This is a genomic window from Paenibacillus glycinis, from assembly GCF_009909185.1.
In the GTDB taxonomy this organism is placed as follows: domain Bacteria; phylum Bacillota; class Bacilli; order Paenibacillales; family Paenibacillaceae; genus Paenibacillus_Z; species Paenibacillus_Z glycinis.
Genome location: NZ_JAAAMV010000028.1, coordinates 14,923 through 40,939, shown reverse-complemented (window position 1 = coordinate 40,939; position 26,017 = coordinate 14,923). Strand labels below are relative to the sequence as shown.

The window sequence follows — 26,017 nt, the reverse complement described above, 5'->3', positions numbered from 1 at the left end:
GCAATAAATTAATGTACTTTTGCATCAAACTCGCTCCACGTAGCTGCCGGGACAATTATTGATGCACTTTTGCAGAATTTATAACGCGTAATCGGAATTCGATCCGTCAATTCCCGGCCATGTGCGAGGAAGGGACATTTTGAATTGATGCGCCCGTTGCGAAGGGTCGATCACTTCTGCTCGGAATTTTCGCTGTCTCACCGAAAACCGAAGCAATGCTGGTGCTTTCTCTCGTAGTAAGCATAAAAGCTTAGCCGCTGAACGAAGCGATCGCCCACTCGCCTTACGCAAAACAGCCAAACCGCTGAGCGAGGCGCTCTTCCCCCTCGGCAAAAACCAAACAGCCCGGACCGCTGAGCGATCCGGGCTAATTTGGCCACTACCAATGCAATTACTTCGCCATCAATTGGAACAGCACGGCGATCATTTTCGCCGTCTCTTCGCGCGAAGCGAAGTCCTTCGGCGCGAACGCCGTTTGGCTTCCGCTTGGCTTGCCGTTGATGATGCCCGCTTGTTGAACGGCTGCCGCCGCATCCTGCGCGAAAGCCGAGATGCTGGACGCATCCGCGAACGGCAAGCTCGGCGCCGTTGCCGGCAGCTTGAAGCTCAGCTTATCGGCAAAACGCGCGATCATCGCCACCATTTGCTCGCGCGTGATGTTCGCGTTCGGGCTGAATTGTCCTGCGGTAACGCCGTTCGTGATGCCGGTCGATGCCGCCCATGCTACGGACTGCGCATAGTACGCATCGGCGCTGACGTCGCTGAATTGGCTGCCGCTGTAAGTGCTCAGGTCGACGCCTGCCGTGCGCGCCAGAATCAGCGTGAAATCGGCTCTCGTCACGTTTGCTTTCGGATTGAAGCTCGTTGCGCTCGTTCCTTTGATGATCTCTCTCGCCGACAGGTACGTGATGTGGTCTTTCGCGAAGCTGGCTGCGATATCGCCGAAATTCACGGCGTTGTACGCTACCGCATAGCGCGAGAAATGCTTGACCTTGAAGTTCAGCGTACCGGTCGCCGCATCGTAATTCGCTTGCGGCACCAGCACGAGCTCGCCGTTATCCGCGATGTAGTACGCGATGATCGCATTGGGGTTTTCACCCGCCGCCGGCGTATACGGAATGCTGATGCTTGCCAGGCCGCCCGCAAAATCGGATACCTTCTTGCCGTCCGCCGTTACCGTGAAGTCGTAGGCCGGATGGGTTCCGATCGCTTCCTTCAGGGCGGCTTGGGCTTGCGCGGAGAGACCTTCGCCCGCCTTCGCAGGATCGGCCTTCGCTACCGTTACGCTGACGTCTCCGGTCGTCGCCGCATTCGCGATCGCCGCCAATGCCTTCCGGTCGAAGGAGACTTGTCCGAGGCCCGCATCGATGATCACGGATTCCGCGGCGCTGCCCGCGAGTTTATCGACCGCCGCTGCCGGCAGGGTGATCGTCGCGTGCTTCGCGTTCGCGTCGACGACCGTTTTGAACGCGATCCGGTTAACCGAACCGGCGCTCAGTTTGGACAAGGCTTGATCGACTTGTTCGCCGGTGATGGCGGCCGTCGCGTTGCCCGATGCGTCCGTCGCGGATTTGACTTCGGTCGTGACTTTGGAGCCGTCTACCGTCGGCGTATCGGAATTATCCGGGTTGTTGATGATCGGGCCGCCGCCACCGCCAGAGCCGGACGGAGTCGTAACCGTTATTGCCGCTTCCGCCATGCCGTATCCATCCGCGCTGAGCGCCGTGATGACGGCCGTGCCTGCGCCGACCGGCGTTACGTTGCCGTTCGCATCGACCGTTGCGACCGCGGTGTTCGAGGACGACCACGCCACCGTTGCCGCGCCGTCAGCCGCAGGCGTCACGGTAGCCGTCAGCTTCTTGGCATTGTCTCCGGTTTGGAACGAAAGCGCCGTTTGATCCAGCGTCACTTTGGTAAAGCCCATTTCCATGACGGAAATCGTACCGCCCACTTCGTTTGCGACAAGAATCAGCGGAAGTCCGGTCGGGCTGTCCGCAGCCGGAATAAAGTCGATGCCTTCCGGTCCCGCATCGGTTTGCAAAGGATTGGATGGATCCTCGGGCGTGCCGAAATTCCGCGTATTGACGTAATTCACGAAAGCCGGGTGCGTCGGATCGGTGACGTCGTACGTCATAATGCCGCTGATCCGCTCAAGACCGACGAAAGCGAAAGTTTTGCTGCCTACTTGGCCTACCTTCACGTATTCCGGTTCCGGTCCTTTTTTCTGGCTTCTTGCGTCGAAACCGATTTCCTTATGATCCGAGTTGAAATATTGCGGCAGCCGCTGCGCCGTTATTTTCTCGAAGTCGTTCTGACTGTCATAGACTGGAGCCATCGTATCGGCATCCCAGACGGAGAAAGAGCGTCCGCCGTATAAATAAATGCCGTCCGGCCCCATATCGCTCGGCACTTCCACCTTGTCGTAAGGCGTCTTTCCGTTGACGGTGCGATTCGCCAGGAAAATAGCGGCTTCGGAATCCGGATTCAGATTCCCCTTGACGTCGCCGATCGTCGTGACGTTCGTTCTGCCCGGCCAGTTCTCGTCGCCCGGTTCCTCGGCGTCCGGCCACTCCGTACCGTCGCCTTCGTTGGCGGTGAATAAGTACGTTTTGCCGCCAACCGTATACGAGTCGATGCCATCCGGCATGAACATGCCTTGGAAAGGTACGTTTTCAAAACGGATCAGACCGTCCTTCACCAAGTCCAGCGAATTTTCCGGTTTGCTCAAATCCTTGTAGCCCAAGCCTTTGACCGACTCGACCGTTTTGTTGGCGATGTCGATCGTGCCGATCGCATTGCCTTCTTGCAGCGACACGTAGGCTTTGGATTCATCGGCCGACAGCGCGATGTATTCCGGCTCGAGATCATAGATCGCCGCTTCCTTGGAAGCCGCAGGTCCGGTGATCACGCCGTCTTCGTCGACGGTGCCGCGCAGGTGCACGTTATCGGCGATGACTTCCGGATTGTCGAATTTCACATGCTTCACTTCACCGGACTGCGTGTCGACGATCGTCACGCTTCCTTCCGGATCGATGCCCGCATGTCTGTCTTCGCCTTCATCGGCGGTCAATACGTAGCGTCCGTCCTTCGTGACTTTCACCATATCCGGTTGAACGCCGGCTTGGTAGTACGACTTGTAATTGCCATCGTAGTCGAATACGAGGATCACGCCGTTGTTCGAATAGGTCCTTTCTTGAATCGCCGCATAAACCAAGTCGTGCTGCGTGTCGATATCGACGCTGGTGAAGTCGCCGTAGGCAAAATCCGGGATGTTGGCTTCGGCCAGCGCATCTTCGATGTTGATTTTTTTAACGGTATCTTGGACGGGCTTGCCCTCGTCATCCAAGCTTACGATATCGAGCGTGGCCGGCGCGCTGGAGCCGTTGACCGAATAAAATTTGTGATTTTCCGGGTTGTATTTGACGATCTCGGCCACGCCGCCGTCCTCATTCGGCGTTCCGGCAATGAAGGATCCCAATTTTTTCATGGATATCTTGTCTTGATAGACGGGATTAACCGCAAAGTTAACCGATTTGCTTACCGAATTCGGCGGCGTCGCGCTGTCTGCGACCGTCACGGTGACATCGTTCAACGAGGCCGCTGCGGCGGTTCCGGTAATCAGCCCCGTCGAAGGGTCGATATTCAAGCCTGACGGAAGCCCTGTCGCGCTGTAAACATAAGGTCCGGTTCCGCCGGAAGCATCAAACTTAGCCGAGTATGGGCGCGATGCGGTAGCATCGGGCAAGTAACCGGTCAAAACCAAGTCCACCGGCTCCGGATTCCCCGGACCCGCCGGCGGAGGCGTAGCCGTTCCCGCTATGCCTTCACTATTGCGAGGGCTATAAGTCGGCAAGTCGCTGCTCGCGAGCTTGCTATACGTAATTTGCACGAAATCGTTCTTGTTGTTGTCCGAATCCGCGTAATTCACGCGGCGCAACGATATATTCTTGGACGTGCCGCCAGTCGTTCCGGCAGTGTCGCTTCCGACGGTCGGTCCCGCGGGATATTCGTTCTCGTAACCGTCGATGTCCGTCGTTTTGTCATTGCTCCCCGTTCCAAGCATGTCAACGTAACCTGCGGGCTTTGTCGATTGCGCGAACGGATTCGCCACGTCCAGGGTCGTTTGATTGCTCATGAGCACGACCTTCATGCCCTTGTTTTGAAGCGCGCTCGCAAATTCCTTGTCTGCCTCGTCCGGCAAGTAGAGTTTAATATCCGCGGCCGTCGTAGGCGATGCTTCGCCGCGAATCAGGTAATAACCATGCGCGGGAATCGTGCCGGACAGGTCTAACTTCTGCCATGGACCCGACGCTCCTGTCGCATTCCCTCCGCGATCGGCATATTGAATGGACCACGTGCTAAGATCTACGGCGGACTCGGTAGGATTATAGAGCTCGATAAAACCGTAATCGACGGCGCCCCCCGTCGAAGTGCCCGAACCATAATACTGATTGATCACCACATGCGGCACGGATACATCATAAACACCGTTCGCATCGTAAGGCGTACCGACCGCTGACGCATCGGCGGAAGCTGGAATTGCAACGATGAACGTGCTCGCTACGATCTCTGCGGACAGCAACAGGGACAATAGACGCTTGTTTCTCGTTTTCAACTGATCTTCAACTCCTATTCTATGATCTCGCATTGAGCGTATAGGAGTTTTATGACGAGATTGTTAAAGAGATTTTGATGTTTTGTAAACGATATCAGCACATTTTCGAAGATTCCGAGGATTCAAGCGCCACGGCGAAAAAGACCCCATCGCCCGTTTTGACAACGGATACGTCGGGGCCTTGCGCGTGGCTTACGTATGGCTCTTCAACCGCCGGTCAGACGGCGGAACGCCTCGCCGACCAAGAAATGCGCGAGCGCGAAGCTCGAGACGATCACGGCCAGGACGACGGCGATCGCCAGCAGGACGAAGCCCAGGGAAGGCTTCCTTCGCGTCCGCGGGACAGCCGGATCCGCTGTCCGCTCCTCTTCGATGTGCATGGTGGCCGCTCCTCTCATTCCGGGAATGAGATTGCGAAGCTGCCTCATTCCTCATAGAAGAGCATATGCGGCTTCACGGCTTTATAGTAGGACAACCGGTCCTGCAGGCTGCCGGTGTGAAACTCGAATTTATGCCCGTCGGGATCGGCGAAGTAGACGGATCGCTTGTCCCGCTCGTCCCGTTCCCGGCCGGGAAGGATGTGCGCATTATATGCCTTGAGCCGTTCCGCCGCCTCGTCGAACTCCGCGTCATCGACCGTAAACGCGATATGGGTATACGATTCGCGGATCTCGCCGCGCGGGATATCCGGCTCCGCGTTCAGCGCCAGCCACAGCCCGTTCAGATCGAAATACGCCGTCTGCCGGCCTTTGACCAGCAGCTTCGCGCCGAATACGTCCCGATAGAAGGAAATCGAGCGCTCCAAATCGGAGACGGAGAAGAGCAGATGGTTGATGCTTCCGATCTTCATGGAATCTCACCCGCTATCTAAGTCAATTCATAAGGGAGAGCATGACACGCATCGCACTGGCGCGAATTAACCCCGAATCAGCCCGTTCGCGTATGGCCGAGACGTTAATTAGGAAACCAGATGCTTTCCGTTTTCTTTACGCGCCGTGAAGCTGGAAATCGATCTCCAGGAACCGCGATACTTCCGGCACCCAGCGAGTCTCCACGAAATCGACGTGCAGGGGATGCGCGTTGTAGGTCTCGTAATCCGCTTGGTTATCGAAAATCATCGAGAACCCGTAGTCGTAGTCGTTCTTCGGGCTGACTTGTTTGAATACGCTGAAGTTTTTCACGACCGGAATCGAAGTGAGCGCGCGCTTGCCGTCCTGCAGGAATTTCTCCGCCGCTTCCGACCCCGCCTCGTGCTTCAAATTGAAAATCACCATATGCTGAATGCTTGTTTGTTCCATCTTCTTCATCCTCCTCGACGTTGGTTGTCCCTCTCTTGCGCAAACCGTTACCTTCCTATCCTACACCTTTCGCCGCCGTCTAGGTATCCGACGAAAACAACAAAATCCCGTTCCGCTCCTCCCAGCCCGAACGGGACCAGAATCCCCGGCCGAGCTCGTTGCCGGCCAGCACGAACAGATGGCATTTCGCGATGCCCTCCGCGCGGAGCTTCGCCAGGCCGCGCTTCACGAGCTCGCCGCCGATACCTTGTCCGCGCCGGTCCGTCGCGACGGCCACGTGGTACAGAAATCCCCGTCTGCCGTCGTGGCCGGCGAGCAAAGTGCCGAGCAGCTCGTCGCCTCTCGCGCATACGAAGCTGCACCCGGGATTGCGCGCAAGGTAGCGCGCGATCTCCTCCCGGGAATCCGAATCGCTCAGCACCATGCCTTCCGTCGACGCCCAGAGCGAATAGCAGGCCGCGTAATCATCCATCGTCATCTCGCGGTACGTCACGTCCACAGTCGTTCCACTCCCAGAAGGCTGTCAGCCTTGAATTCCGCGCGATAAACGTCCGGCATCGTCAGGCTTTGCCAAAATGCATAATCGTAACGCGCGTCCCATGCCTGCAAAATCATGCTCAACAGATTGCCGTGCGTGCCGACGGCGACCGTTTTGCCGGCGAACCGGTCGAGCAGCCCGCGCACGGCTTGGGCGCCTCTTCGCTGCGCCTCGCGATACGACTCGCCGCCCGGAAGCGATGCGTCCGGATCGGCGAACGAGCGCTCCACCGCCTCCAGAAAAGCGGCCCGCGGCAGGAGTCTGTCCGTTCCGTGCAGCCGCCTTTCCCGCAAATCCTCGACGGGAAGCACCGGCAGGCCGCGCTCGTCGGCGATCCCCTGCACCGTCAGCACCGCCCGCGCGTAGGGACTGGATACGACGGCGTCGATCGGCGTTTGCCGCAGCTGCTCCGTCAGCCGTCTCGCGTCCGCGCGTCCGTTCGCGGTCAATCCCCTCGCGCGGTCGGATCCGGCACGAACGTCGGATTCCGCATGCCGGACAAGCAGCAGTACGGTTGTCATGGCTTCCCTCCTTCCGCGGCGAGCGCGGGCATTCGTTTTCTAGTATAATCCATTTTAACATGTCCGTCCGCGGTTGAGCCGGAATTTCGACGACGTTCCCGCAAGGGACGAGCCATGCATAATCGCGCGATTCGGAAGCGATGCTAGATGGTTAGAGAAGGCTATTCCATTGCGAGCTCGAAAGGAGAATGCCCATGTTGGAGAAATACCGGCTGAACGAGAAACGAAGCATGTCCCTCGCGGACTTCGATCCGGAGGATACGGCAGGCATCGACGACAAGGACGAGATCGAAGACAAGTTCGAGGAGCTCCTGGATAAGCTGCGGGAGCACCAGGAGAAGCTCTTCGCGAGCAAGACGGACGGCGTGCTCATCTTATTTCAGGGGATGGACTGCAGCGGCAAGGACGGCGTCATCAAAAAAGTGCTCGCCGGCCTCAATCCGCAGGGCTTCCGGGCGGAGAGCTTCAAGAAGCCGACGACGGACGAATCGGCGCATGATTTCCTGTGGCGGACGCACAAGGTCGCGCCGGCCAAAGGCGCAATCACGGCGTTCAACCGGTCGTATTACGAAGACGTGCTCATCACGCGGGTGCACGAGCTGATCGATAGCAAGGAAGCCGAAAAACGGCTGAAGCATATCGTCAATTTCGAGAAAATGCTGAGCGACGGCGGCATTACGATCATCAAGATCTTCCTGCACATCTCGCCGGAGTTCCAGCTCGGCAAGATCAAGGAACGGATGGAGAATCCCGAGAAGCTGTGGAAATTCGATCCCAACGACCTCGAGGAGCGCCGGTACTGGAAAGCGTACGCGAAGGCCTACGAGCACGCGTTCAAGGCGACCTCGACCAAGCGCAACCCGTGGTACGTCGTGCCCGCGAACAACCGCTGGTTCCGGGACTACCTCGTGCTCCGCATCGTGGAATCCGTGCTCGATTCGCTGAAGCTGTCCTACCCGGAGATCGACATGACGCAGTTCGGGTCGCTTACGGGCGGCGAAGACAAGGATGCGCACTAGAAGACGGCCCGCGCCGAATGCTGGATTTTCCCGTTGACATTTGAGCGGAATTGCGCGAGTATTACAACTATAATCAATTTCGACATGTACGAAATTCGTTGATGGGAACACGCGCAAAGCTGCATCAGGCAATCCCCAGAGAGTCGGCGCCCGCTGAGAGCCGACGTTTGCCCGCCGATTGCGTATCCTCCCGGAGAAGCCGCGCTGAATCGCCAAGTAAGCACGGACGGGATCCGCCGTTACAAGGAGCGCGTATGATCGTACGCGGCAAAGAGCCGTTCGGCCATTGGGCAGCGCCACAAGCACAATGCGCGAGCGGAATCAGGGTGGTAACGCGAGAACAATCTCGTCCCTTTTCGGGGACGGGATTTTTTTATTTTCCGGGGGATTGACCGGTCGCAAGGCATTCACGCTACGAAGGAGAGAGTTCCATGGGAAACGAACGAAACTATGAGGCGCTGACGGTAGGGCTGACGGAGATCGCGCAGGCACAGATGCATGTGAAGGAAGTGTCGGCGCGCACGCCGCTGCAGCAGAACCGCGTGTTGTCCGAGCGATACGGCTGCAACGTCCTGCTGAAGCGCGAGGACCTGCAGGTCGTGCGTTCCTTCAAGCTGCGCGGCGCCTACCATCTCATCAAGTCGCTGCCGGAGGAACGGCTCATGCGCGGCGTCGTCTGCGCGAGCGCCGGCAATCATGCGCAGGGGGTCGCCTACTCCTGCCAATCGCTCGGCATTCCCGGCAAGATCTTCATGCCGAGCACGACGCCGCGGCAGAAAGTCAACCAAGTCGCCTTCTTCGGCGGCCCCAACGTGGAAATCGTCCTGACCGGCGATACGTTCGACGATGCCTTCCGGGAAGCGATCGAGGCAAGCCGCAAGGACGAACTGGCCTTCATCCATCCGTTCGACGATCCCAAGATCATCGCCGGCAACGGCACGATCGGCAAGGAGATCATGGAAGCGATCGAGACCGCGCCGGACTTCGTGTTCGTCACGATCGGCGGCGGCGGGCTGGCGGCGGGCGTGGCCGCCTACGTCAAAGCCGTATCGCCGGCGACCAAGCTGATCGGCGTGGAGCCGGAGGGCGCGCCTTCGATGCGGGCATCGCTGGATGCCGGCGAGGTGATTCCGCTCGATACGATCGACAAGTTCGTCGACGGCGCGGCGGTGAAGCGCGTCGGGGAATTGACCTTCCGCATGTGCCGCGAGCTGCTCGACGATATCGTGCTCGTGCCGGAGGGCAAAGCCTGCACGACCATGCTCGATCTCTATAACGAGAACGCCATCGTGGCGGAGCCGGCCGGCGCCCTGCCGATCGCCGCGCTCGACTACTACCGCGAGCAGATCGCGGGCAAGACCGTCGTCTGCGTCGTGAGCGGCGGCAACAACGACGTCGACCGGATGCAGGAGATCAAGGAGCGTTCGCTCGTCTTCGAAGGGCTGAAGCATTACTTCATGGTCAGCTTCCCGCAGCGCGCCGGCGCGCTCCGCGAATTCCTCGACGAAGTGCTGGGACCGGACGACGACATCACCCGCTTCGAGTACACGAAGAAGCATAACAAGGACAACGGCCCGGCGCTCGTCGGCATCGAGCTGAAGCAGCGCCAGGATTACGAGCCGCTGATCGCGCGCATGCACCTGAAGGGGCTCAGCTTCGTCGAGCTGAACAAGGACCCCGTTCTGTTCAACATCCTGATCTGAGTGCCCGGGGTCCGAGACGGAGTTCGTCTTGTTCGGATCGACGATCGCCATGCTTGCATTTCAGCCCTGATACCTCCCGCACTCCTCCTTCCGAGCTTTCGAACCATGTCCGGACTTGTCCCTTTCCGACGCCTTGGAACCCGCGCCCCGCGCGCGTTTCAAGGCGTTTTTCCTGTTCCTTACAATCACTTCACAAACCGCTAACGGCCCTGTGACATTCCCGCGCTATGCTTGCCGACAGGAGGTGTTTTTCATAATGAAAATCATGATTCTGTATGCCTCTTACGGTGACGGGCATTTGCAGGCCGCGCGCGCCATAAGCGAAGCGATCGAAGACCGGCGTCTCGGGGAACCGATGCTCGTCGACCTGCTTGCCGAAGCCCATCCTTGGATTAACGCCATGACCAGACGGGTATACATGAAGAGCTACTCCTTGATTCCCGGCCTGTACGGGTGGCTGTACGACCGAACCAAACCGATGAAGCACGACTCCGTGTTCGCCAATTGGCTCCATTCCTTCGGCCGTGCCCGGCTGCGCCGCATCCTGCTGCGCCAGCGCCCGGATGCCGTCATCCACACCTTTCCCCTGCTCGCCATGCCCGCCCTTAAGAAACAAATCGGCCTGCACATTCCGACCTGCACCGTCGTGACGGATTTCGATCTGCACCGCCGCTGGGTTCATCCGGATATCGACCGTTATTACGTCCCGACGGAGGACATGAAGCACGAGCTCCACGCGCTCGGCATCCCGGAGCGCCGCATCTGCGTCAGCGGCATCCCGATCAAGCGCGGCTTCCGCACGACCGTCGTCGATCCGGATATGCGCGCGGGCTACGGCTTCCGCGTCGGGAGCCCCGTCGTCCTGATCATGGCCGGCGCCCAGACGCTCTCCGCGGCGTCGGATATGATTTTGCCTTTGATTGGGCATCCTAATCTTACCGTCGCCGTCGTCTGCGGCCGCAACGAAGCGCTTGCATCCGCGCTGCCGGAGCAGTTCGGGGAAGCCGCCTCGGACGGAAGGCTGCGCGTCTTCGGCTACGTCGAGCGGATGCACGAGCTGATGGCGTTATCCGCCTGCATCGTTACGAAGCCGGGCGGCGTCACGCTGGCGGAATCGCTCTCGTTCGGACTGCCGATCTTCGCCTACCAGCCCGTGCCGGGTCAGGAACGCAACAACGCGCGCTATCTGGCCGGCAAAGCCGTCGCCCAGCTCATCCAGACGCCGGAGCAGCTGGCGCGCGAGATCGTCGCCCTTATCCATGATCCCGTCCTTCTCATGCAGCACAGAGTCAGAGCCCGCAAGCTCCAGTACAAAGAGGCGGCCGAGACCGTCGCCTTGGATTTCTGCTCCGGCTTGCATATAATGGAGAGGACGTCTGCCCGCCTTTGATTCGCCGGGATGCTCGGTATCCGACTACAAGGGGTTGTGACCGTCATTAAATCGCGATTGTTCGGCCGTGAAATCATACTCTTTTCCGTCATTCTGCTCTTCGTGGAATTCATCCGCGGAGCCGCGCTCATCAGCTTTCTGCCCATTTACGGCGAGAAATCGCTCGGCTTGTCGCTGGACATCATCGGCATCGCCATTACGGCGCACTATCTGACGGATACCGTGCTCAAAATGTTCATCGGGTATCTGCTTGACCGCTTCTCCATCCGCTTCGTCGTCCATATCGGGCTGCTCTTCTCGATCGCCGGCATCGTGCTGATTCCGTTCGCGCATCAGCCTTGGCTATTTATCGCGGCTTCGGCGCTGTACGGCGTCGGGATCTCGCCGATCTGGATCGTCTGCCTGACGAGAGTCACCGGCGACCGCCGCGCGATGCAGATGGGGTTCTTCTATACGATCTGGTTCATCGGCATCGGCGCCGGTCCGATCGTCAGCAATCTCCTGCTCGATCACAGCCGGACGGCGACCTACTATATGCTGCTCGCCGTCGCCGCGCTGAGCTGGTTGCTGGCGCTGTTCCTCAGCAACGGCCGGGTATCCGGCACGGCGCCTTCGCTGCCGGTGAGCGAGCAATTCGCCGTTCTGAAGGAGCGGCTGCGCCACATGCGCCTGCTCCTGCCAGGAATGGTGCTGCAAACGATGGGCGCCGGCATGCTGGTGCCGATCCTGCCCAGCTTCGCGGAAGACAAGCTCGGCATGAACGGCGCGCAGTATTCGCTGCTGCTGCTGGCCGGCGGCGTCTGCACCATCGTCAGCCTCATGCCGCTTGGGCGCCTATCGGACATGCTCGGCGGCAAGAAATGGTTTCTCGTGCTCGGCTTCGTGCTGATCGGCGCGGGACTTTACCTGCTCTCCCTCGCGCCGCCGATGTGGGTGTGCATCCTGCTGACCGGCGTGCTGGGGATTTCGTACGCGACGTTGCTGCCGGCTTGGAACGCATTGCTGGCCAATTACGTACCACCTAAGCAACAGGGTCTCGGCTGGGGCATCTTCTCGACCGTCGAGGGCGTCGGCGGCATGATCGGTCCCGTCGTGGGCGGCACGCTGGCGCTGTGGCAGAGCCAGACCGAGGTGCTCTTGTACTGCGGCATCATGTACGCCGCCATCGGGTTTTTCTATATTTGGTTTCCGTTCCGCGCGTTCCACGACCACAAGACGCACGGATAACGGCTTAACGATCAGGGGGACAAGGGATGGAATTGATCGAAAACTGGCTCCGCCAGCTGAAGGGAATGGATCTGGAGCATTTGCAGCGGACGCTGGAGAGCTACTCCGCGTTCGGTCCGCTCCCCGGCATCCTCCTGCCGTTCGCGGAGGCGTTCATCCCGGTGCTGCCGCTGCTGGTCTTCGTGGCGGCCAACGCCAACATCTACGGGCTGTTCCTGGGCTCGCTCTATTCGTGGATCGGCGTCTGCGGCGGATCCATCCTGCTGTTCTGGCTGTCGCGCAAGCTCGGCGGCCATTTCGGCGGCTGGCTGCGCCGCCGGTTCCCGCGCGCGGCCAAGCTGCTCGCTTATATCGAGCGCAAAGGCTTTACGCCGATCTTCCTGTTCGCCTGCTTCCCCTTCTCTCCTTCCGCGCTCATCAACATCATCTCCGGCTTAAGCGGCATCTCGATGCGTTCGTTCGTGCTCGCCGTCCTGCTCGGCAAGGCCGTCATGATCTTCGCCGTTTCCCTGCTCAGCTTCAACATCGGCGATCTGACGGAGCAGCCTTGGCGGATCCTGCTTGCGCTCGTCCTGCTGGTGGTCATGTGGTTCGGGGGCAAAAAGCTCGAATCCCGCTACCAACTCAAATAAATTCCGCGCGAGGAGGACGTCCGCAACATGATGAACGCGATTGCAACGATCGTCGTGCTGGCGATCGCCGGCGCGCTCGTCGCGGCCATGGTCTATATGATCCGCCTGGCCGCCGACGATTCCGGCAAGTCGTCCGAGCTCCGGCGGTTCGTGGAAGCGCTGTTCGGCGGCTCCTCCGCCCGGCAGGAAGCCGCCTCCGCCGACGACGAGGCCGCCGCGGCCCGGCTCGCGGAGCATAAGCAGCCGTTCAGCGAGCCGTGTCCGGCATGCGGCGAAACCGTGACGCACCGCGATGTCGACTGCCCCGCCTGCGGGCTGCGGCTGGTATAATCCCTTGAAGCGCCGGAACGGTGCTTTTTTTGCGTTAGGGCGGTGCACGGGAGAACGGACGTGCTTTTGACGCCGGGAGCGCGGCGGCGCACATAGTTTGGACGCCCCGGTGGCAAACTGAAGGTGGATTTTCATGACTTATCGCGATCAGGAGGATGATCCACGATGTCAGGCGAACACCCTTCCCATTTGCAGCGCGACGCCAGCAGGGAGCAATCTAAAGCGGACCGCACCGGCCAAGGCAAGAAAGCGGCGAGCGAGGCGCAATCCGAAGCCGACCGCGCCGCCGTGCCGAAGCACGGACTGTAGCCTTCCGGCGCGGAGAGACCATCAGGAGGAGATCGTTATGAGCGAACAACAAGGGCATTTCGAAATGGAGCCCGTTTCCGGCGAACCGGTCGAGGTGGACGGCGTCTACAAGAACGAATGGGGCCGCGAGGAGAAGCTGAACCGCGGGGACGTGTTCCCCGCCGATCCGCAGCTGGGCACGACGGAATGGGAGCTCGTGCAGCTCGATTTCGACAACCATCACGAGGGCACGACCGACCCGCGGCTCGTGCCCAAGAAGGAGACGACCGCGCTCGAGGCTCATCTGCAGCATCCGCGCCGTCATCCGGACGATACCAAGGAAAATAATTGACCGATTCCGCAACGCGCTGGAAGGGGCTGCCGCGACATCATCACGATGTACGAGGCAGCCCCTTCTTTTGTGCAGCATAGGATTCTTATTCGATGGCCGGCAGTTCAAAGGCTTAAAGCCTCGTGCCGTGCCCGGTCAAGCCGGCGCGTCCGTCTCGCGGCGCTGCTGGACCTGATCCGATACGCGGTCGAGCCGGCGCAGGTGATACGCGTACTCCAGCATCGCCGAGGCCACGAAGACGAGCCGTTTGTATTCGTCCGGATTCCGGTGCAAGTAGTCGCTAAGCTGTTCGATGAGCCGGCCTTCGCGCTCTTCCTCGGGCTCGATGTCGGCATTCGCCTTCATCTTGCCGTCCAGCTTGAGCAGGATATGTTCGTGGTATTTGGCCAGTTCCTCGATCTGCTGGTCGAACCGCTGCGCCCACGCTTCGCAGCCCGAGACGGCAAAATAATGCTCCTCCACGGCCTCGAGCAAGTCCATGCCTTTATGGAGCGCTTTGATCATATGCCGGGAGAGGATCAGCTGCCTGGCGCCCGCCTGCTTGCGCTTGCGCAGCAGCGGCCGCTCGTCCTCGAACAGGCGGTACGATTCGTCGAGCTTGCCGAGCGCGCCTTGAAGCTTCTCCTTCTCTGCGCGGTGCACGTCCTCCTTCATCTCGTTGGAGATCGCCATGCGCAGCAGCAGCGACAGCTTGGCATGCGCGTCGTGGACCTGCACGATGAACTGCCTGCGCGGCCGCGGCGGGAAGACGAGAATATTGACCGCGAATGCCGCGCCCATGCCCGCGAGCACCATGAGCAGGCGGTCGAGCGCGAACAGCCAGCCTTCCTGATTGTTCGCTTCCATGATCGCGACGACGGTGACGAGCGTCAGGCCGATCGTGCTTTCCATCCGCAGCCGGATACTGATCAAAATAACGATGATGCACACCATCCCGAGCGCGATGGGCGTATGGCCGAACAGCCGGACCGCCGCCAGCGCCACGGCCGCGCCGAGCACGTTCGTCTGCACCTGTTCCACCACCTGCTGCCAGGAGCGGGAAATGGACGGCTGGATGGTAAAGATCGCCGCGACCGCGGAGATGATGGGCGAAGGAAATTGAAGCAGCGTGCTTATGTACACGGCCAGCGCCACGGCCAGGCCGGTCTTGACGACGCGCGCGCCGATCGTCATGGGGAATCGCTCCCTCCGAAGGCGCGGCCGGCAGCCGGCGCGGCCGCATCATCGCATGCCGTCTCACGCGCCTCGGCTGCATGCAGCAGGACGGTCGTCCCGGCGACGGGCGCGCCGTTCACGAGCAGCCTCAGCGCGTGAAGCCCCGCATAGTGCTTGCGCGTCGACAGGTCCTTCCAATCGAGCGTCTTCGCGCCCTGAACGCCCGCTCCGGGCGATATTCGCTTGTCGCCGAGCAGGAACCGTTTCTCCGACGTTTTGCCGCCGGATTTCACGTAGCCGACGCCCAGCTCCAGCCGGATCCGGAGCGGCTCGGTTCCTTCGTCCTTCAGCCGCAGCTTATAGCGCAGCTCGCTGATGCCGCCGATGACGGCCTCCGCCCGCAGCGCTTCAAGCTCGGCCGCGGCGACGGCGTCCGCCGCCGCCGTTCCTTCGTAACCGAACAGCGCCAGCACCTCGGGGTCGGCCGCGCCGACGAGCGAACGGCAGCCGCGGCGCACGATCCAGTCCGTATAGGCATGCTGCCCCGTCCACTTGGCGGCAATGGCTTTGACGACCGCCGGGTTGTCCTTCGCGATGTCGTTCAAATTGTTCGCCACGCTCTTGCGCACGTAGAGCGACGGATCCGCCCGCAGCTGCTCCAGGATCGGCAGGATCGGCGACGGATCGCGCTTGAACAACGGCAGCGCCTGCGCCCACGGAAGACGCGGCCTGCAGCCCTCGCTGGCGAGACGGCGCACATGCTCGTTCTCGTGCCGGGCCCACTCCGCCATGCGGGCCATCGTCCGCTCCGGCTCCCGCAGGATGAACGGCCGGATCGCGAACTCGGCCGAAGACTGCGCCGTGAAACGCTCGAGCGCGTCCATCGACCGCTCCCAATCGGGCAGTCCGTACACTTCGACGAAATCGGGGAAAAACAAATAAGGAAATCCGCGGCATCGCTCGCAAATCGCCAGCAGCACGTCAAGCGCTTCGGGATAGCTTCGGGGCAGCGTCTCCCCGAGCGACGTCGTGATCCGCCTCATGCGGCCTTTCAACTCCAGCGTCTCCCAGCCCTCGCCGGACGCGAGCCGGACGAAATCTTCCTCGGGAAAAGCCGGCCATGCGGATGCGACTGTCGCCGCAAACTGCCGGAGGAACGGCAGGTTATACATCGCTTTCAACGGTTCGGGCATCTCTTTACTCGCCTCCTTCCGCTATTATAGACCATCCGCCCGCCAAGTTGAAAAGCCCTTGCCCTCCCGTGCGGCCGAATCAAGGGACATTGCGATCAAGCTTGCCGGAATAAAGCATGCCCCGCCTAGAATCCTCCTTGTACGGAAAACGCTGCGTTAACGCGCGAAAACATCTCGCTTGACTGCCGCCGCATGCAAAAGCGGCCGGCTTCCGCGCTGCTTGCTCGCGGATAACCGGCCGCCCGATGTCAGGAGGCCATGACTAGGAGGCGCTTTCGTTGTCCTCGCGGTAGCGGTGAAGCGGAACGACCTTGCTCCAATTCGCTTCCTCCGCGCCGGTCGGCGCTTGGTACGGCAAAATAATATCGAACGTCGTGCCTTCTCCGACGCAGCTGCTGACCTCGACGGTGCCTTGGTGATTGTCGACGATTTTGTACGTCACCATCAGGCCTAGGCCCGTTCCTTTGTCCTTCGTCGTATAGAACGGCTGCCCGATCTTCGCCATCTGATCCTCGGTGATGCCCGGCCCGCGGTCCGCGATCCGCACGACGATCCGCCCGCTGGCGTTCCGCAGGCAGGCGACCTTGATGCTTCCGCCGTCCATCATGACCTCGATCGCGTTCTTGATCACGTTGATGAATACCTGCTTCAGCTGATTTTCCACGCCATGGACCCACAGCGGCTCCTCGCCGAGATTCGCTTCGATGACGATGTCGTGCAGGATCGCCTGCGCTTCCAGCAGCGTGATCGTATCCGACATGAGCAGCCGGATATCCTGGTGCGTCAGCTCGTAGATCTGCGGCTTGGACAGCATGAGCAGCTCGCTGACGATGGATTCGATGCGGGTCAGCTCGGACTTCATGATATCGTAATAATTTTTGCTGCTGCGCCCGGAAGCGATGAGCTGCAGGAAGCCTTTGAGCGACGTCAGCGGATTGCGGATTTCGTGCGCGATGCCCGCGGCCAGCTGTCCGGCGACGTACAGCTTTTCGGAATTGATCAGCAGCTCCTCGTTCTTCTTGCGCTCCGAGATGTCCCGGATAATGACCTGCACGACCGGTTTGCCCGAGAGCTTGGTGCTGGATTCGATGACCTCCGTATGGAGGAGCTTGCCCTGCACGGTGAACCAATCCATCTCGATCGGCATCTGGCGCTCCTTCTGCCTGGACGGTTCCAGCATCCGCTTCATCTCCGCGTGGTACTCGGGCCGCAGATGCAGATAGATGCTTTTGCCGATCATATCCCGCTCGCCGGCAGCTTCGAACATGCGCAGGCCGGAGCGGTTGATGTATTCCCAGCGCTCGTCGTGGATGACGGCGATCATGTCGATGGAGTTCTCCACGAGCAGCTTGTACCGTTCGTTCATGGACGCGTACCGGCGGTCGACGAAGCGCGCGACGAGGCTGAACGCGAAGATCGCCAAGGTGGCCAAGCCGAGCACGATGGACAGCAGCTGCATGTAATCGTTCAACCGATCGGCGGTCAGCACCACGCCGGCATCCACGTCGGTCAAGGTACCGAGGCCGAACAGCTGCATGATCATGCCGGAGATGCCGAGCAGCAATCCGGGCAGGAGCATCGAGCCGGGTTTGCGTTCGAAGAGATAGAACGAGCCCGCCGTTCCGACGAAGCTGAAGAGGAACGTGAAGAAGACGAAGCCCGGAGCCGCGCCGAACGACTCTGCGTCGCTGCCCATCAGGGACGTGTAGACGATGAGATTCGCGCCGAAGGCCATCAGCAGGCTGCTCGCGAACAACCGCAGCGTATAGGGCGCGAGCGACCCCAGTATGCGGAACGAACCGTACGTGCAGGCCATGATGCCGAACAGCTTGACGGCGATGGTCCAGTCGATCACGATCATGGAATTGGACGTCAACAGAATGATGAAATGGCTGACCCACAGACCCATGGCGTAGACGAGCGCCCCGCTCAGCAGCCAATAGTGCTGCATCGCGCGCACCCGCTTGAGTTGGCCGATCATGCTGTAGATGGTAATGGACGCGAACAGGTGGATCGCCAGCGCAAGCGCGAGCATCATCCATTTGTCGCCGAACAGGGATTCTATCATGTCGATTCTCCATTTTCCGGAAATGTGCCGAGCGATTCTTAACGTCCCAATTCGACATTTTTCCAGATAATCCTTTTTTTCGCGACAGGCATTCCGGGCCGTCCCGGTTTTTGCCCGCAATGGGCTTGAAGTAGCCCTCCCATTCGTTATAATAGAGCTTTGGAAGGAGTGAAATCATGGTTAAAATCTTAAAAGAGTTCAAAGAGTTCGCCGTCCGAGGCAACGTGCTCGACCTTGCGGTCGGGGTTATCATCGGGGGCGCTTTCGGCAAAATCGTCACCTCGCTCGTCAACGACATCATCATGCCGCCGATCAGCCGGCTGCTCGGCAACGTCAACCTGGTGGACAAGTTCATACAAATATCCATGCTGGATTCGGAGCACCCGAAGACATTGGCAGATGCGCAGAAAGGCTCCGTCGCCGTCATCGCCTACGGCAATTTCCTCAACGTCATCCTCGACTTCGCGATCGTCGCCTTCTGTATCTTCATGATCGTCAAGGGCGCGAACGCGCTGCGCCGCCTGGGCCAGCCCGACCCTGCCGCGCCGTCGGAGCCGACGGACAAGAACTGCCCGTACTGCCTCTCCAAGATCCCGGTCAAAGCGACGCGCTGCTCGCACTGCACCTCCCATCTGGAAGTCGAGCCTGAGCTCGAGGGAGGCTTGTCCTAGCCGATGAACACGCAACCTGCCGCAGATGAGGAACGCTTCGATTATTACGATGAGCACGGCGTCCGGCTCGGCACGGCTCCGCGCAGCGAAGTGCATGCCCGCGGCCTCTGGCACCGCTCCATCCATTGCTGGCTGGCTCGGCGCGACGGCGAACGCAGGCTTGTCCTGTTCCAGCAGCGCGCTTCCGGCAAAGACACGTTCCCGGACCATTACGACATCACCGCCGCGGGCCATCTGACCGCCGGCGAGACGATGCGGGACGCGGCGCGCGAGATCGAGGAAGAACTCGGCGCCGCCATCCCGTTCGATTCGCTGATCCCGCTCGGCGAAGCCCGCAAGGAAGCCGCGGGCATCGCGAAAGGCATGGCATTCGTCGACCGGGAGATCAGCGGCGTATACGGCTTCGTCTACCGCGGGCCGCTCGCCTCGCTCACGCTGCAGCAGGAGGAAGTGGCGGGCGTGTACGAAGCCGACCTGGAAGACATGATCGCGCTGTTCGAGGGCCGTCTGGCCCGTGCGCGGGCTGCCGGCTTCCGGCTCGGCGCGGACGGTCGTCCGGAAGAAGCGGAGGCGCTGGTCGCGGCCTCCCAATTCGTACCCCGCCCGGCCTCTTATTATACGGAAACGTTCCGCGCCTTGCTGCTCCATGCCTGAGCGGTCCGGCCGCCATCGAATCATGCAAAAAGGACCGCTATTCGGCGGTCCTTTTCTGCATGGTTCACGTAATTCGTCCCCGCTTCGTCCCGGATTTGCCCGCATTTTTCCCGCCGATGTCCCGCTTGACGCCCGAGGATGCCCTGCCGCCCGTCTTTCGGGCGACGCCGACTGCCTGCTCCCAGTTCCGGTACCATTGATCGATCATGAAGTGGATATTGTAGAACATCGTCGTGCGCGGCGCCTCGTCGAAATCGTTCAACGCGGACTCCCCGAAAATCCTTGCCGCCTCCTGATGGATGCAGCCGTGCAGGTTCGAGCCTTCGATAAACAGCCCCAGCTGGTCCGCCGACGCGAAAGAACGCGGATTGTTCAAGACGCGCGCCTCCGCCGCCTGGTTATAGCAGCGCGTGTTGCGAATCGCTTCGGGCACGCCCTGCCAGCCCGCGATCAGCCGCGGGTCGTATCCCTGCTGGTTGTACCATTGGTACACCTTATTGATGAATTGACGGTGGAAATTCAGGAAACTCTGCCCGTAGCCCGGGGGCAGCTGCGAAGGGTCGTCGTAATGGTTGGCATGGTGCCAGCGCATGTGCTCCTCGAGCAGCGATTGCGGAAAATTCGGAATGAACGGCATACCTGTCCCCTCCCTTTCCAAGCTTTATGCTCAGCTTATGCCGCGGGTCCGGGAACGGTTCGCGCGATCCGTCCGGCGCGCCTCGCCGCTCCTCCGCGTGCCGGTTCCGGGGCGGAGCGGGTTTCGGCATCATCCCTGCCGTGTATAAGAAAAGGACGAGACCCCCAAATTAAACCGAAAGGAGCGTTAAACTATGCAAAAGAAAGTCATTTTGGAGCAAGAAGCGCAGCAGTTCGTCGAGAAGACGGCGAATCCGCCGTTCGTGTACGAGCTCGGGCCCGAGAAGGGCCGCAAGCAGGTGGACGAGGTGCAGTCCGGCCCCGTCGCCAAGCCCGACGTCGCGATCGAGAAACGAAGCATCCCCGGCGGTCCGAAGGGCGAGGTGCCGGTCGTCGTGCTGAAACCGAAGACTATCGCCGGCAAGCTCCCCGTCATCGTCTATATCCACGGCGCCGGCTGGGTATTCGGGAATGCGCACACGCATGACCGGCTTGTCCGCGAGCTGGCCGACGGCTCGGGCTCGATCGTCGTATTTCCCGAATACAGCCTGTCCCCCGAGCACAAATATCCCACCGCCATCGAGGAGATCTACGCGGTCGTCCAGTGGGTCGCCGAGCACGGGGAAGAGCTCGGCGCAGCGCCGGGCGAGCTGACCGTGGCCGGCGACAGCGTCGGCGGCAACATGACCGCCGCCGTGACGCTTATGGCGAAGGAGCGCGGCGGCCCGAGAATCGCCAGACAGCTGCTGTTCTATCCAGTCACGGACGCGTCCTTCGACACGGAATCGTACGAGCAGTTCGCGACCGGCTATTTTCTGAGCCGAGAGGGGATGCAGTGGTTCTGGGATCAGTACACGACCGATCCCGAGGAACGGGCGCAGGTCACGGCATCGCCGCTGCGCGCGTCCTCGGCGCAATTGCAGGGCCTTCCCCCGGCGCTGATCATCACGGGCGAAGCCGACGTGCTGCGCGACGAGGGCGAAGCCTACGCCGCGAAGCTACGGGAAGCGGGCGTTCGCGTGACGGCGGCGCGTTTCCAAGGCATCATCCACGACTTCGTCATGCTGAACGCGCTGGCCGGCACGGCCGCGGCGCGCGGCGCGCTGATGCTCGCCAATGCTTGGCTGAAAGAACCGATCGAGCAATAATCGTCGGCGCTCGGATGAGCGCTTGCGCATGGACAAAGGCGTTCGACGCCGCAGCGCAGGGACTGTCCCGAAGGCCGTTTGGCCGAAGGCAGTCTCTGTTTGCCGTCTCGCCTTCGCCGCGCGGCGGGGATCCGAACGCGAACGGCTGCTTCGATGCGGATATGCGGACATTCGGACATTCGGTCATGCAAACATGCGGACAAACCAAAAATGCCCGAGAAGGGGTCCATGGGACCTTCTCGGACATTCCGGAAACGAACGCATCAGAGGGGGCAGATTAGAATTGGTTGCGGCAGTTGCCTTGGGAGACGCAAATGTCGAAGCTGATGCGGACATCGCAGCAGTTGCCGAAGACGCAGGCGATACGAACGCAGGCGAAACGACCTTGGTGGAAGAAACAGACAACTTCGCAGTTCGCGCCGATCAATTCTTCGATGACTTTGCGGTTTCTGCAGCGGATGGCGCGAACGAGCTTGGCGGCAACGACGGGGTTTTTCAACTGGCAGAACAAATCGCTCAGATCGGCGCCTGCCTCTTGAATTCCTTCGACCGCGCCGTCCCTGCGGTTGCAGCATTGATGACCGGAACTGACACCCCCGAGAGCTTCGTTCGACACCTTTGCTTTGCGGGACTTGCTCGTGCGGACTGCCTTGACGTTCTTCACTTTTACTTTAGCGGACACCTGAATTCCTCCTTCTTGAGAGCTAATGTACTCTATGTCAGGAGGGACATCCTTGAATAAGACAAGATGCCGATGCCATTCGCACAAGCTGAATCGCAGATTTCGCGCGCGGGTAGGAGCCTCGCCCGTCATATGCCCGCTTGGGACACCGGCGCAATGCGCGTGCATCGCCCGCGTCGGAAAGCCGGCGAACGACTCCGATACCCGCTAATCGATTAGGGCCGTTATCTGCCATGCCAAGCAAAAAAACGCGCGCAGACAGCCGCGCGCGCCGACCTTCATAGCATGGGCTCGCCGGATAGGCCGGTGTAATACCCCGACAACGGTCCCATTAGGCTCGGATATCATTGTTTAGCGTTCATCTTGCGCTGAACGAATTTGAGCGCCCTCTTCGTCAACGATCATGCTCTCTTCATCGATGCCATCGCCGCGTTCAAATCCGGGAATGCGCCCGAGGCTGCCGCGGCGTACACGGCGGCACCGAAGGCCGCTTCTTCCTTCGACTCCGCCAGATGCAGCGGCAGGTTCAAATGCTCCCTCAGCAGCTGCTGCATGACCGGATTGCGGCGAATGCCGTTGCCCGATCCCGCGGCGACGGCCACGGGGGAGAGCAGCCGCCCGGGCAGCAGATGCACGTAACCCATCAGCTCGTCCACGATGCCGCCCAGCACGCCGAGGGCGAAATGACCCGGCGTAAAATTGTCCGGGCTGATATCGGCCACATGGCCGAGGACAAGCGGGTCATGGCGCGTGCCGTAAAACTGCGTCCCGAACCGCAGCCTCCCTTGCCCTTCTTCCAGCGCCCGCGCCGCCAGCTCGTTCATCCGCTCGTAGATATCCGCATCGTCGATGCTGACTCCGCCGAACGAGCGGCAGACCGCTTTGAAGAATTGCTCCAGCAGCGCATACGATTTGCCGCCGCTGAGCGGAGCGCCGACCAGCAGATAGCCGCCTCCCGGGAAAGGCCGCGTCTCGAGTCCCGGTATATCCTCGTGCTGTCCGGCATATAACGACATCTGCGAGCCCGTTCCGACGTTGACCAGCAGCGTCCCTTCCAGCTTCTGAACCGAGCCGATGAAGCTTGCCTGGTTATCGCCGATGGCAATGGCGACCTGCTTGCCGTCGTCCGTCGTGCCTGCAACGGCGTATCGCTCGCCGACCGGGGACAGCAAGGAGGCGTCCATCCCGGCATGGCGGACCGCTTCCAAGTCGAAGGCATGCAGACGGCTCGAGAACAAGCCGATGCTTGCCGCATTGGACGGATCCATGACCGGGGCTTCGGCCCCCGCCAGCTTCATCGCCACATAATCGCCGATGGTGCACAGGAACGACGCTTCCTTCGGCACTTCCCCGTTCAGCTTGTTGTAATAATGCGTAGCCAGTCCGTAGCCGCTGCTCACCGAATGGCCGGTCAGTTTGCAGAGATGCTCGGCATACGTGCCTTCGCCGTGTCCCATCGGCAGGTCGCCGCGGCCGTCCTGCCACGTGAACAGCGGGCTGACGCTGCGTCCGCCGCGGTCCACGTACAGCACGCCGTGCATCTGACCGGATATGCCGATCGCGGACACGTCCTTCCAATAAGGCGCGCAGCCCGCGATTAACTCGCGGACGATCGCCACGATCCGTTCCGGCTCCTGGATTCGCTCCCAGCTTCGTTCGCTCGGAAGCGCGGCGTCGTTCGATTTCGTAAGCATGCCGACCGTCTCGCCGCCTTCAGCCGAAACGATTACGATGCCGATGGACGTTGTGCCAATATCGATGCCTGCAATGAGCATGAGGGGTAAACCTCCGTTTCGAATAATAAGCGCATTGGTTGAACGAACGCGACTTCAACGACTTTCGTTTCCCGGGAGACGCAGAAATATGTATCCTCCGTATTGATTTCGCCCAAACGCTGCCGTCTCCTGTTGTGTGCTTGGCGATGTTTGCCGGAATGATAACGGTTCAGCACGCTACACGTTATCTTTTCCCATGGGAGCCGCAAACTTCCCATGCCGTTTCGATTTTTATTTCTGTCTCCAGACAGCAAAAAGCGCGATCCCCGAAATTATCGGAAACCGCGCCGTTATTGGAGTAAATGGTGCTGGTGAAGGGAATTGAACCCCCGGCCTACGCATTACGAGTGCGTTGCTCTACCCCTGAGCTACACCAGCTTGTCTATCCTCGTGTCGCCGAGGCGACTTTTATAATATACTGCATTGTCCGCGCGGAGTCAATCTTTTTGTCGAAAAAAACCGGAAAAATCGTTCAGCGCTTCCGCCGATGCGGCAACGGGCCGCCTTCCGCGCTCTTCGCGGCATCGCCGGCCGCCTGCGCCGACACCGGAACGCGAAGGGTAAATTTGCTTCCCTCGCCCTTGCGGCTCTCGAGCGAAAGCGATCCGCCGAGCAGACGGGCCAGCTGCAGGCTGATGGACAATCCCAGTCCCGTGCCGCCGTATTTGCGGCTGATCGAGCCGTCCTCCTGCCGAAAAGCCTCGAAGATGAGCTCCTGCTTCTCCGGCTCGATGCCGATCCCCGTGTCCACGATCGAGAAAGATACCCGGAGCGGCGCCACCGTCCGTACGGCCGGGCGAGCCCATGAGACGGGATTCCAATTGTGTATCCTGCGCTTCTTCAGCGCGGACGGCTCGATCGGCACGCCGCCCTCCGCCTTGACGATCAGGCGCACGCTGCCCGTGTCCGTGAACTTGAAGGCATTGGCAAGCAGATTGCGCAGGATCTGATTGATGCGGAGCGCGTCCGTATGGATCGCTTCCGGCACCTGCGGGGAGATTTCCGTCTCGAACGCCACGTTCTTCTGCGTCGCCACCGGCAGAAACTGCTGATAGAGCGTCTGCACGAGCTCTATGATCGAATGGGGCTCGATGCTGATATCCATTTTGCCGGCTTCCACCTTGGACAGATCGAGAATGTCGTTGATCAGCTGCAGCAGCTCGTTGCCCGCGCCGTTGATGAGCTCCGCGTACTGCACTTCTTCCTTGACCGCGTCCCGCTCCTCCTCGCTCTCCTTCATCAGCTGCGAGAGCATGATGATGCTGTTGAGCGGCGTCTTCAGCTCATGCGACATGTTCGCGAGAAACTCCGATTTGTATTTGTTCGCCAGCATCAGCTCGCGCGCCTTCTCCTCGACGTCGCGCTTGGCCATCCGCAGCTCGCGGGTTTGCCGCCGCAGCAGCATGTTCATCTTGCGAAGCTCGTCCACCCGCTGCTGCTCCTTCTGGAAGTCGCGGATGATGAAGATCAGCAGCCCGCCGAGCAGCAGCCGCAGCGGAAAGGAATAGATGCCGAAGCTTAGCCAAAATTCACGCACGCTCATGGACGGCGCCAGCGCCACTACCGCGGTGGCGTTCAGCGCGAACACCACGTTCAGGGAAGTCAGGGCGATCAGGCTCTTCGTCAGGAAGCGCCACGGCTTCGCGCGCAGCCAAGCGCTGAGCCACATGCCCAGCAGCCCGAGCACGGTCATGTTCGCGCAGGCGCCGATCGACGTCTCGTCGAACCCCATGAACAGCCGCCCGAGCCCGATGCCGAGGCCGATCAGCGCGATCGCGCGCGGATTCGGAAAGACCAGGACCGCGATTATGACCGGCAGGAATCGCAAATCGAGCACGAGCAGGCCGTCCGCGCGGAGGCCGAACGCCATCGCGAGCCATCCGCCGAGGATGAAGACGGCGATGGTAATGCCGTATTTTACGCGCTCCGACGCATATTGAAACAGGTAGCGGTACCCCAGATCGAACATATACGCCAGCGCGATCAACAAGCTGATATTAGCGAATAACGCTTTCGCGAATGCAAAGGTCAACTCTTAATCCTCCCGCACATCATCTCCGGGTCATTACCCGCCCTCGCACGATTTGAAGCACTGGCGGATAATTCCTCCGCCATCGGGCGC

General features: G+C 60.5%; 24 protein-coding genes, 1 tRNA gene and 1 other annotated feature. Of the genes, 12 read left to right on the top strand and 13 right to left on the bottom strand.

All coding sequences use genetic code 11. From position 1 onward, the window contains the following. Positions 1-391: 391 nt before the first annotated feature. From GT019_RS26915 to GT019_RS26890, 6 genes are all read right to left on the bottom strand, one after another. Positions 392-4,615: a choice-of-anchor I family protein gene (locus GT019_RS26915; protein WP_235949493.1), complete on the bottom strand. Its 4,224-nt coding sequence runs from the start codon at positions 4,613-4,615 to the stop codon at positions 392-394. A gap of 206 nt (positions 4,616-4,821) precedes the next feature. Further along, positions 4,822-4,995 (bottom strand): hypothetical protein, encoded by a 174-nt coding sequence (locus tag GT019_RS26910; RefSeq protein ID WP_161746541.1) that lies wholly within the window; start codon positions 4,993-4,995, stop codon positions 4,822-4,824. Positions 4,996-5,039: 44 nt separating this feature from the next. Further along, positions 5,040-5,465: a metallothiol transferase FosB gene (fosB, locus tag GT019_RS26905; protein WP_161746540.1), complete on the bottom strand. Its 426-nt coding sequence runs from the start codon at positions 5,463-5,465 to the stop codon at positions 5,040-5,042. Positions 5,466-5,601: 136 nt separating this feature from the next. Beyond that, positions 5,602-5,913 (bottom strand): Dabb family protein, encoded by a 312-nt coding sequence (locus tag GT019_RS26900; RefSeq protein ID WP_161746539.1) that lies wholly within the window; start codon positions 5,911-5,913, stop codon positions 5,602-5,604. Between the two features lie 79 nt (positions 5,914-5,992). Then, the gene (locus GT019_RS26895) at positions 5,993-6,412 is read right to left on the bottom strand and encodes a GNAT family N-acetyltransferase (RefSeq protein ID WP_328804039.1); all 420 of its coding nucleotides are present in this window, start codon (positions 6,410-6,412) and stop codon (positions 5,993-5,995) included. Then, positions 6,403-6,972 carry a histidine phosphatase family protein gene (locus GT019_RS26890; RefSeq protein WP_161746538.1) on the bottom strand — a complete coding sequence of 190 codons (570 nt, stop codon included), beginning with the start codon at positions 6,970-6,972 and terminating at the stop codon, positions 6,403-6,405. Before GT019_RS26890 ends, GT019_RS26895 begins: the two co-directional genes overlap by 10 nt. A gap of 194 nt (positions 6,973-7,166) precedes the next feature. Here GT019_RS26890 and GT019_RS26885 point away from each other — a divergent pair, with 194 nt between their 5' ends. The 8 genes from GT019_RS26885 (at position 7,167) to GT019_RS26855 (ending at position 13,913) form a co-directional block, all read left to right on the top strand. Beyond that, positions 7,167-7,991 carry a PPK2 family polyphosphate kinase gene (locus GT019_RS26885; protein WP_161746537.1) on the top strand — a complete coding sequence of 275 codons (825 nt, stop codon included), beginning with the start codon at positions 7,167-7,169 and terminating at the stop codon, positions 7,989-7,991. Between the two features lie 89 nt (positions 7,992-8,080). Then, positions 8,081-8,348 (top strand) — a binding site (T-box leader). Positions 8,349-8,422: 74 nt separating this feature from the next. Continuing rightward, positions 8,423-9,694: a threonine ammonia-lyase IlvA gene (gene ilvA / locus GT019_RS26880; RefSeq protein ID WP_161746536.1), complete on the top strand. Its 1,272-nt coding sequence runs from the start codon at positions 8,423-8,425 to the stop codon at positions 9,692-9,694. A gap of 256 nt (positions 9,695-9,950) precedes the next feature. Continuing rightward, positions 9,951-11,084 carry an MGDG synthase family glycosyltransferase gene (locus GT019_RS26875; protein ID WP_161746535.1) on the top strand — a complete coding sequence of 378 codons (1,134 nt, stop codon included), beginning with the start codon at positions 9,951-9,953 and terminating at the stop codon, positions 11,082-11,084. A gap of 36 nt (positions 11,085-11,120) precedes the next feature. After that, a complete protein-coding gene (locus GT019_RS26870; protein ID WP_328804038.1) occupies positions 11,121-12,311 on the top strand; it encodes an MFS transporter in 1,191 nt (396 codons plus the stop codon). A gap of 26 nt (positions 12,312-12,337) precedes the next feature. Beyond that, positions 12,338-12,943 (top strand): TVP38/TMEM64 family protein, encoded by a 606-nt coding sequence (locus GT019_RS26865; RefSeq protein WP_161746533.1) that lies wholly within the window; start codon positions 12,338-12,340, stop codon positions 12,941-12,943. 27 nt (positions 12,944-12,970) lie between these two features. Beyond that, complete coding sequence (locus GT019_RS26860) at positions 12,971-13,273, top strand: hypothetical protein (protein WP_161746532.1); 303 nt, start codon at positions 12,971-12,973, stop codon at positions 13,271-13,273. 165 nt (positions 13,274-13,438) lie between these two features. Then, positions 13,439-13,582: a hypothetical protein gene (locus GT019_RS31655; RefSeq protein WP_201755616.1), complete on the top strand. Its 144-nt coding sequence runs from the start codon at positions 13,439-13,441 to the stop codon at positions 13,580-13,582. 37 nt (positions 13,583-13,619) lie between these two features. Continuing rightward, on the top strand, positions 13,620-13,913 hold the full coding sequence (locus GT019_RS26855; protein WP_161746531.1) for a transposase: 294 nt from the start codon (positions 13,620-13,622) through the stop codon (positions 13,911-13,913). A gap of 135 nt (positions 13,914-14,048) precedes the next feature. Here the strand turns inward: GT019_RS26855 and GT019_RS26850 are convergent, their stop codons facing one another. The 3 genes from GT019_RS26850 to GT019_RS26840 form a co-directional block, all read right to left on the bottom strand. Beyond that, positions 14,049-15,086, bottom strand: a complete 1,038-nt coding sequence (locus GT019_RS26850) for an FUSC family protein (protein WP_161746530.1) — start codon at positions 15,084-15,086, stop codon at positions 14,049-14,051. Beyond that, a complete protein-coding gene (locus tag GT019_RS26845; RefSeq protein WP_161746529.1) occupies positions 15,083-16,261 on the bottom strand; it encodes a DNA alkylation repair protein in 1,179 nt (392 codons plus the stop codon). The genes GT019_RS26850 and GT019_RS26845 overlap by 4 nt, the downstream gene beginning before the upstream one ends. Positions 16,262-16,523: 262 nt before the next feature. Beyond that, positions 16,524-18,329: an ATP-binding protein gene (locus GT019_RS26840; RefSeq protein ID WP_161746528.1), complete on the bottom strand. Its 1,806-nt coding sequence runs from the start codon at positions 18,327-18,329 to the stop codon at positions 16,524-16,526. A 176-nt stretch (positions 18,330-18,505) separates the two neighbouring features. On the opposite strand from GT019_RS26840, the gene mscL reads away from it, so the two are divergent. Together mscL and GT019_RS26830 are read left to right on the top strand one after the other, a co-directional pair. Next, positions 18,506-19,000 (top strand): large conductance mechanosensitive channel protein MscL, encoded by a 495-nt coding sequence (gene mscL / locus GT019_RS26835; RefSeq protein ID WP_161746527.1) that lies wholly within the window; start codon positions 18,506-18,508, stop codon positions 18,998-19,000. 3 nt (positions 19,001-19,003) lie between these two features. Next, the gene (locus tag GT019_RS26830; RefSeq protein ID WP_161746526.1) at positions 19,004-19,654 is read left to right on the top strand and encodes an NUDIX hydrolase; all 651 of its coding nucleotides are present in this window, start codon (positions 19,004-19,006) and stop codon (positions 19,652-19,654) included. Between the two features lie 64 nt (positions 19,655-19,718). Here the strand turns inward: GT019_RS26830 and GT019_RS26825 are convergent, their stop codons facing one another. Beyond that, the gene (locus GT019_RS26825) at positions 19,719-20,291 is read right to left on the bottom strand and encodes a hypothetical protein (RefSeq protein WP_161746525.1); all 573 of its coding nucleotides are present in this window, start codon (positions 20,289-20,291) and stop codon (positions 19,719-19,721) included. Positions 20,292-20,484: 193 nt separating this feature from the next. Between GT019_RS26825 and GT019_RS26820 the strand changes: the two genes are divergently transcribed. Both GT019_RS26820 and GT019_RS26815 read left to right on the top strand, forming a co-directional pair. Beyond that, a complete protein-coding gene (locus GT019_RS26820; protein WP_161746524.1) occupies positions 20,485-21,438 on the top strand; it encodes an alpha/beta hydrolase in 954 nt (317 codons plus the stop codon). A gap of 283 nt (positions 21,439-21,721) precedes the next feature. Beyond that, positions 21,722-22,180 (top strand): hypothetical protein, encoded by a 459-nt coding sequence (locus GT019_RS26815; protein WP_161746523.1) that lies wholly within the window; start codon positions 21,722-21,724, stop codon positions 22,178-22,180. Between the two features lie 341 nt (positions 22,181-22,521). Here the strand turns inward: GT019_RS26815 and GT019_RS26810 are convergent, their stop codons facing one another. From GT019_RS26810 to GT019_RS26800, 3 genes are all read right to left on the bottom strand, one after another. Next, complete coding sequence (locus tag GT019_RS26810) at positions 22,522-23,895, bottom strand: sedoheptulokinase (protein WP_161746522.1); 1,374 nt, start codon at positions 23,893-23,895, stop codon at positions 22,522-22,524. Between the two features lie 303 nt (positions 23,896-24,198). Then, a tRNA-Thr gene (locus GT019_RS26805) sits at positions 24,199-24,273 on the bottom strand. 94 nt (positions 24,274-24,367) lie between these two features. Next, positions 24,368-25,927, bottom strand: a complete 1,560-nt coding sequence (locus GT019_RS26800; RefSeq protein WP_161746521.1) for a sensor histidine kinase — start codon at positions 25,925-25,927, stop codon at positions 24,368-24,370. Positions 25,928-26,017 lie beyond the last annotated feature (90 nt).

Excerpts from the sequence above, each read along its gene's own strand:
- GT019_RS26910 (WP_161746541.1), bottom strand. The coding sequence starts at position 4,995 with ATGCACATCGAAGAGGAGCGGACAGCGGATCCGGCTGTCCCGCGGACG.
- fosB (WP_161746540.1), bottom strand. The coding sequence starts at position 5,465 with ATGAAGATCGGAAGCATCAACCATCTGCTCTTCTCCGTCTCCGATTTG.
- GT019_RS26900 (WP_161746539.1), bottom strand. The coding sequence starts at position 5,913 with ATGGAACAAACAAGCATTCAGCATATGGTGATTTTCAATTTGAAGCAC.
- GT019_RS26890 (WP_161746538.1), bottom strand. The coding sequence starts at position 6,972 with ATGACAACCGTACTGCTGCTTGTCCGGCATGCGGAATCCGACGTTCGT.
- GT019_RS26885 (WP_161746537.1), top strand. The coding sequence starts at position 7,167 with ATGTTGGAGAAATACCGGCTGAACGAGAAACGAAGCATGTCCCTCGCG.
- ilvA (WP_161746536.1), top strand. The coding sequence starts at position 8,423 with ATGGGAAACGAACGAAACTATGAGGCGCTGACGGTAGGGCTGACGGAG.
- GT019_RS26875 (WP_161746535.1), top strand. The coding sequence starts at position 9,951 with ATGAAAATCATGATTCTGTATGCCTCTTACGGTGACGGGCATTTGCAG.
- GT019_RS26865 (WP_161746533.1), top strand. The coding sequence starts at position 12,338 with ATGGAATTGATCGAAAACTGGCTCCGCCAGCTGAAGGGAATGGATCTG.
- GT019_RS26860 (WP_161746532.1), top strand. The coding sequence starts at position 12,971 with ATGATGAACGCGATTGCAACGATCGTCGTGCTGGCGATCGCCGGCGCG.
- GT019_RS31655 (WP_201755616.1), top strand. The coding sequence starts at position 13,439 with ATGTCAGGCGAACACCCTTCCCATTTGCAGCGCGACGCCAGCAGGGAG.
- GT019_RS26855 (WP_161746531.1), top strand. The coding sequence starts at position 13,620 with ATGAGCGAACAACAAGGGCATTTCGAAATGGAGCCCGTTTCCGGCGAA.
- GT019_RS26850 (WP_161746530.1), bottom strand. The coding sequence starts at position 15,086 with ATGACGATCGGCGCGCGCGTCGTCAAGACCGGCCTGGCCGTGGCGCTG.
- GT019_RS26845 (WP_161746529.1), bottom strand. The coding sequence starts at position 16,261 with ATGCCCGAACCGTTGAAAGCGATGTATAACCTGCCGTTCCTCCGGCAG.
- GT019_RS26840 (WP_161746528.1), bottom strand. The coding sequence starts at position 18,329 with ATGATAGAATCCCTGTTCGGCGACAAATGGATGATGCTCGCGCTTGCG.
- mscL (WP_161746527.1), top strand. The coding sequence starts at position 18,506 with ATGGTTAAAATCTTAAAAGAGTTCAAAGAGTTCGCCGTCCGAGGCAAC.
- GT019_RS26830 (WP_161746526.1), top strand. The coding sequence starts at position 19,004 with ATGAACACGCAACCTGCCGCAGATGAGGAACGCTTCGATTATTACGAT.
- GT019_RS26825 (WP_161746525.1), bottom strand. The coding sequence starts at position 20,291 with ATGCCGTTCATTCCGAATTTTCCGCAATCGCTGCTCGAGGAGCACATG.
- GT019_RS26820 (WP_161746524.1), top strand. The coding sequence starts at position 20,485 with ATGCAAAAGAAAGTCATTTTGGAGCAAGAAGCGCAGCAGTTCGTCGAG.
- GT019_RS26810 (WP_161746522.1), bottom strand. The coding sequence starts at position 23,895 with ATGCTCATTGCAGGCATCGATATTGGCACAACGTCCATCGGCATCGTA.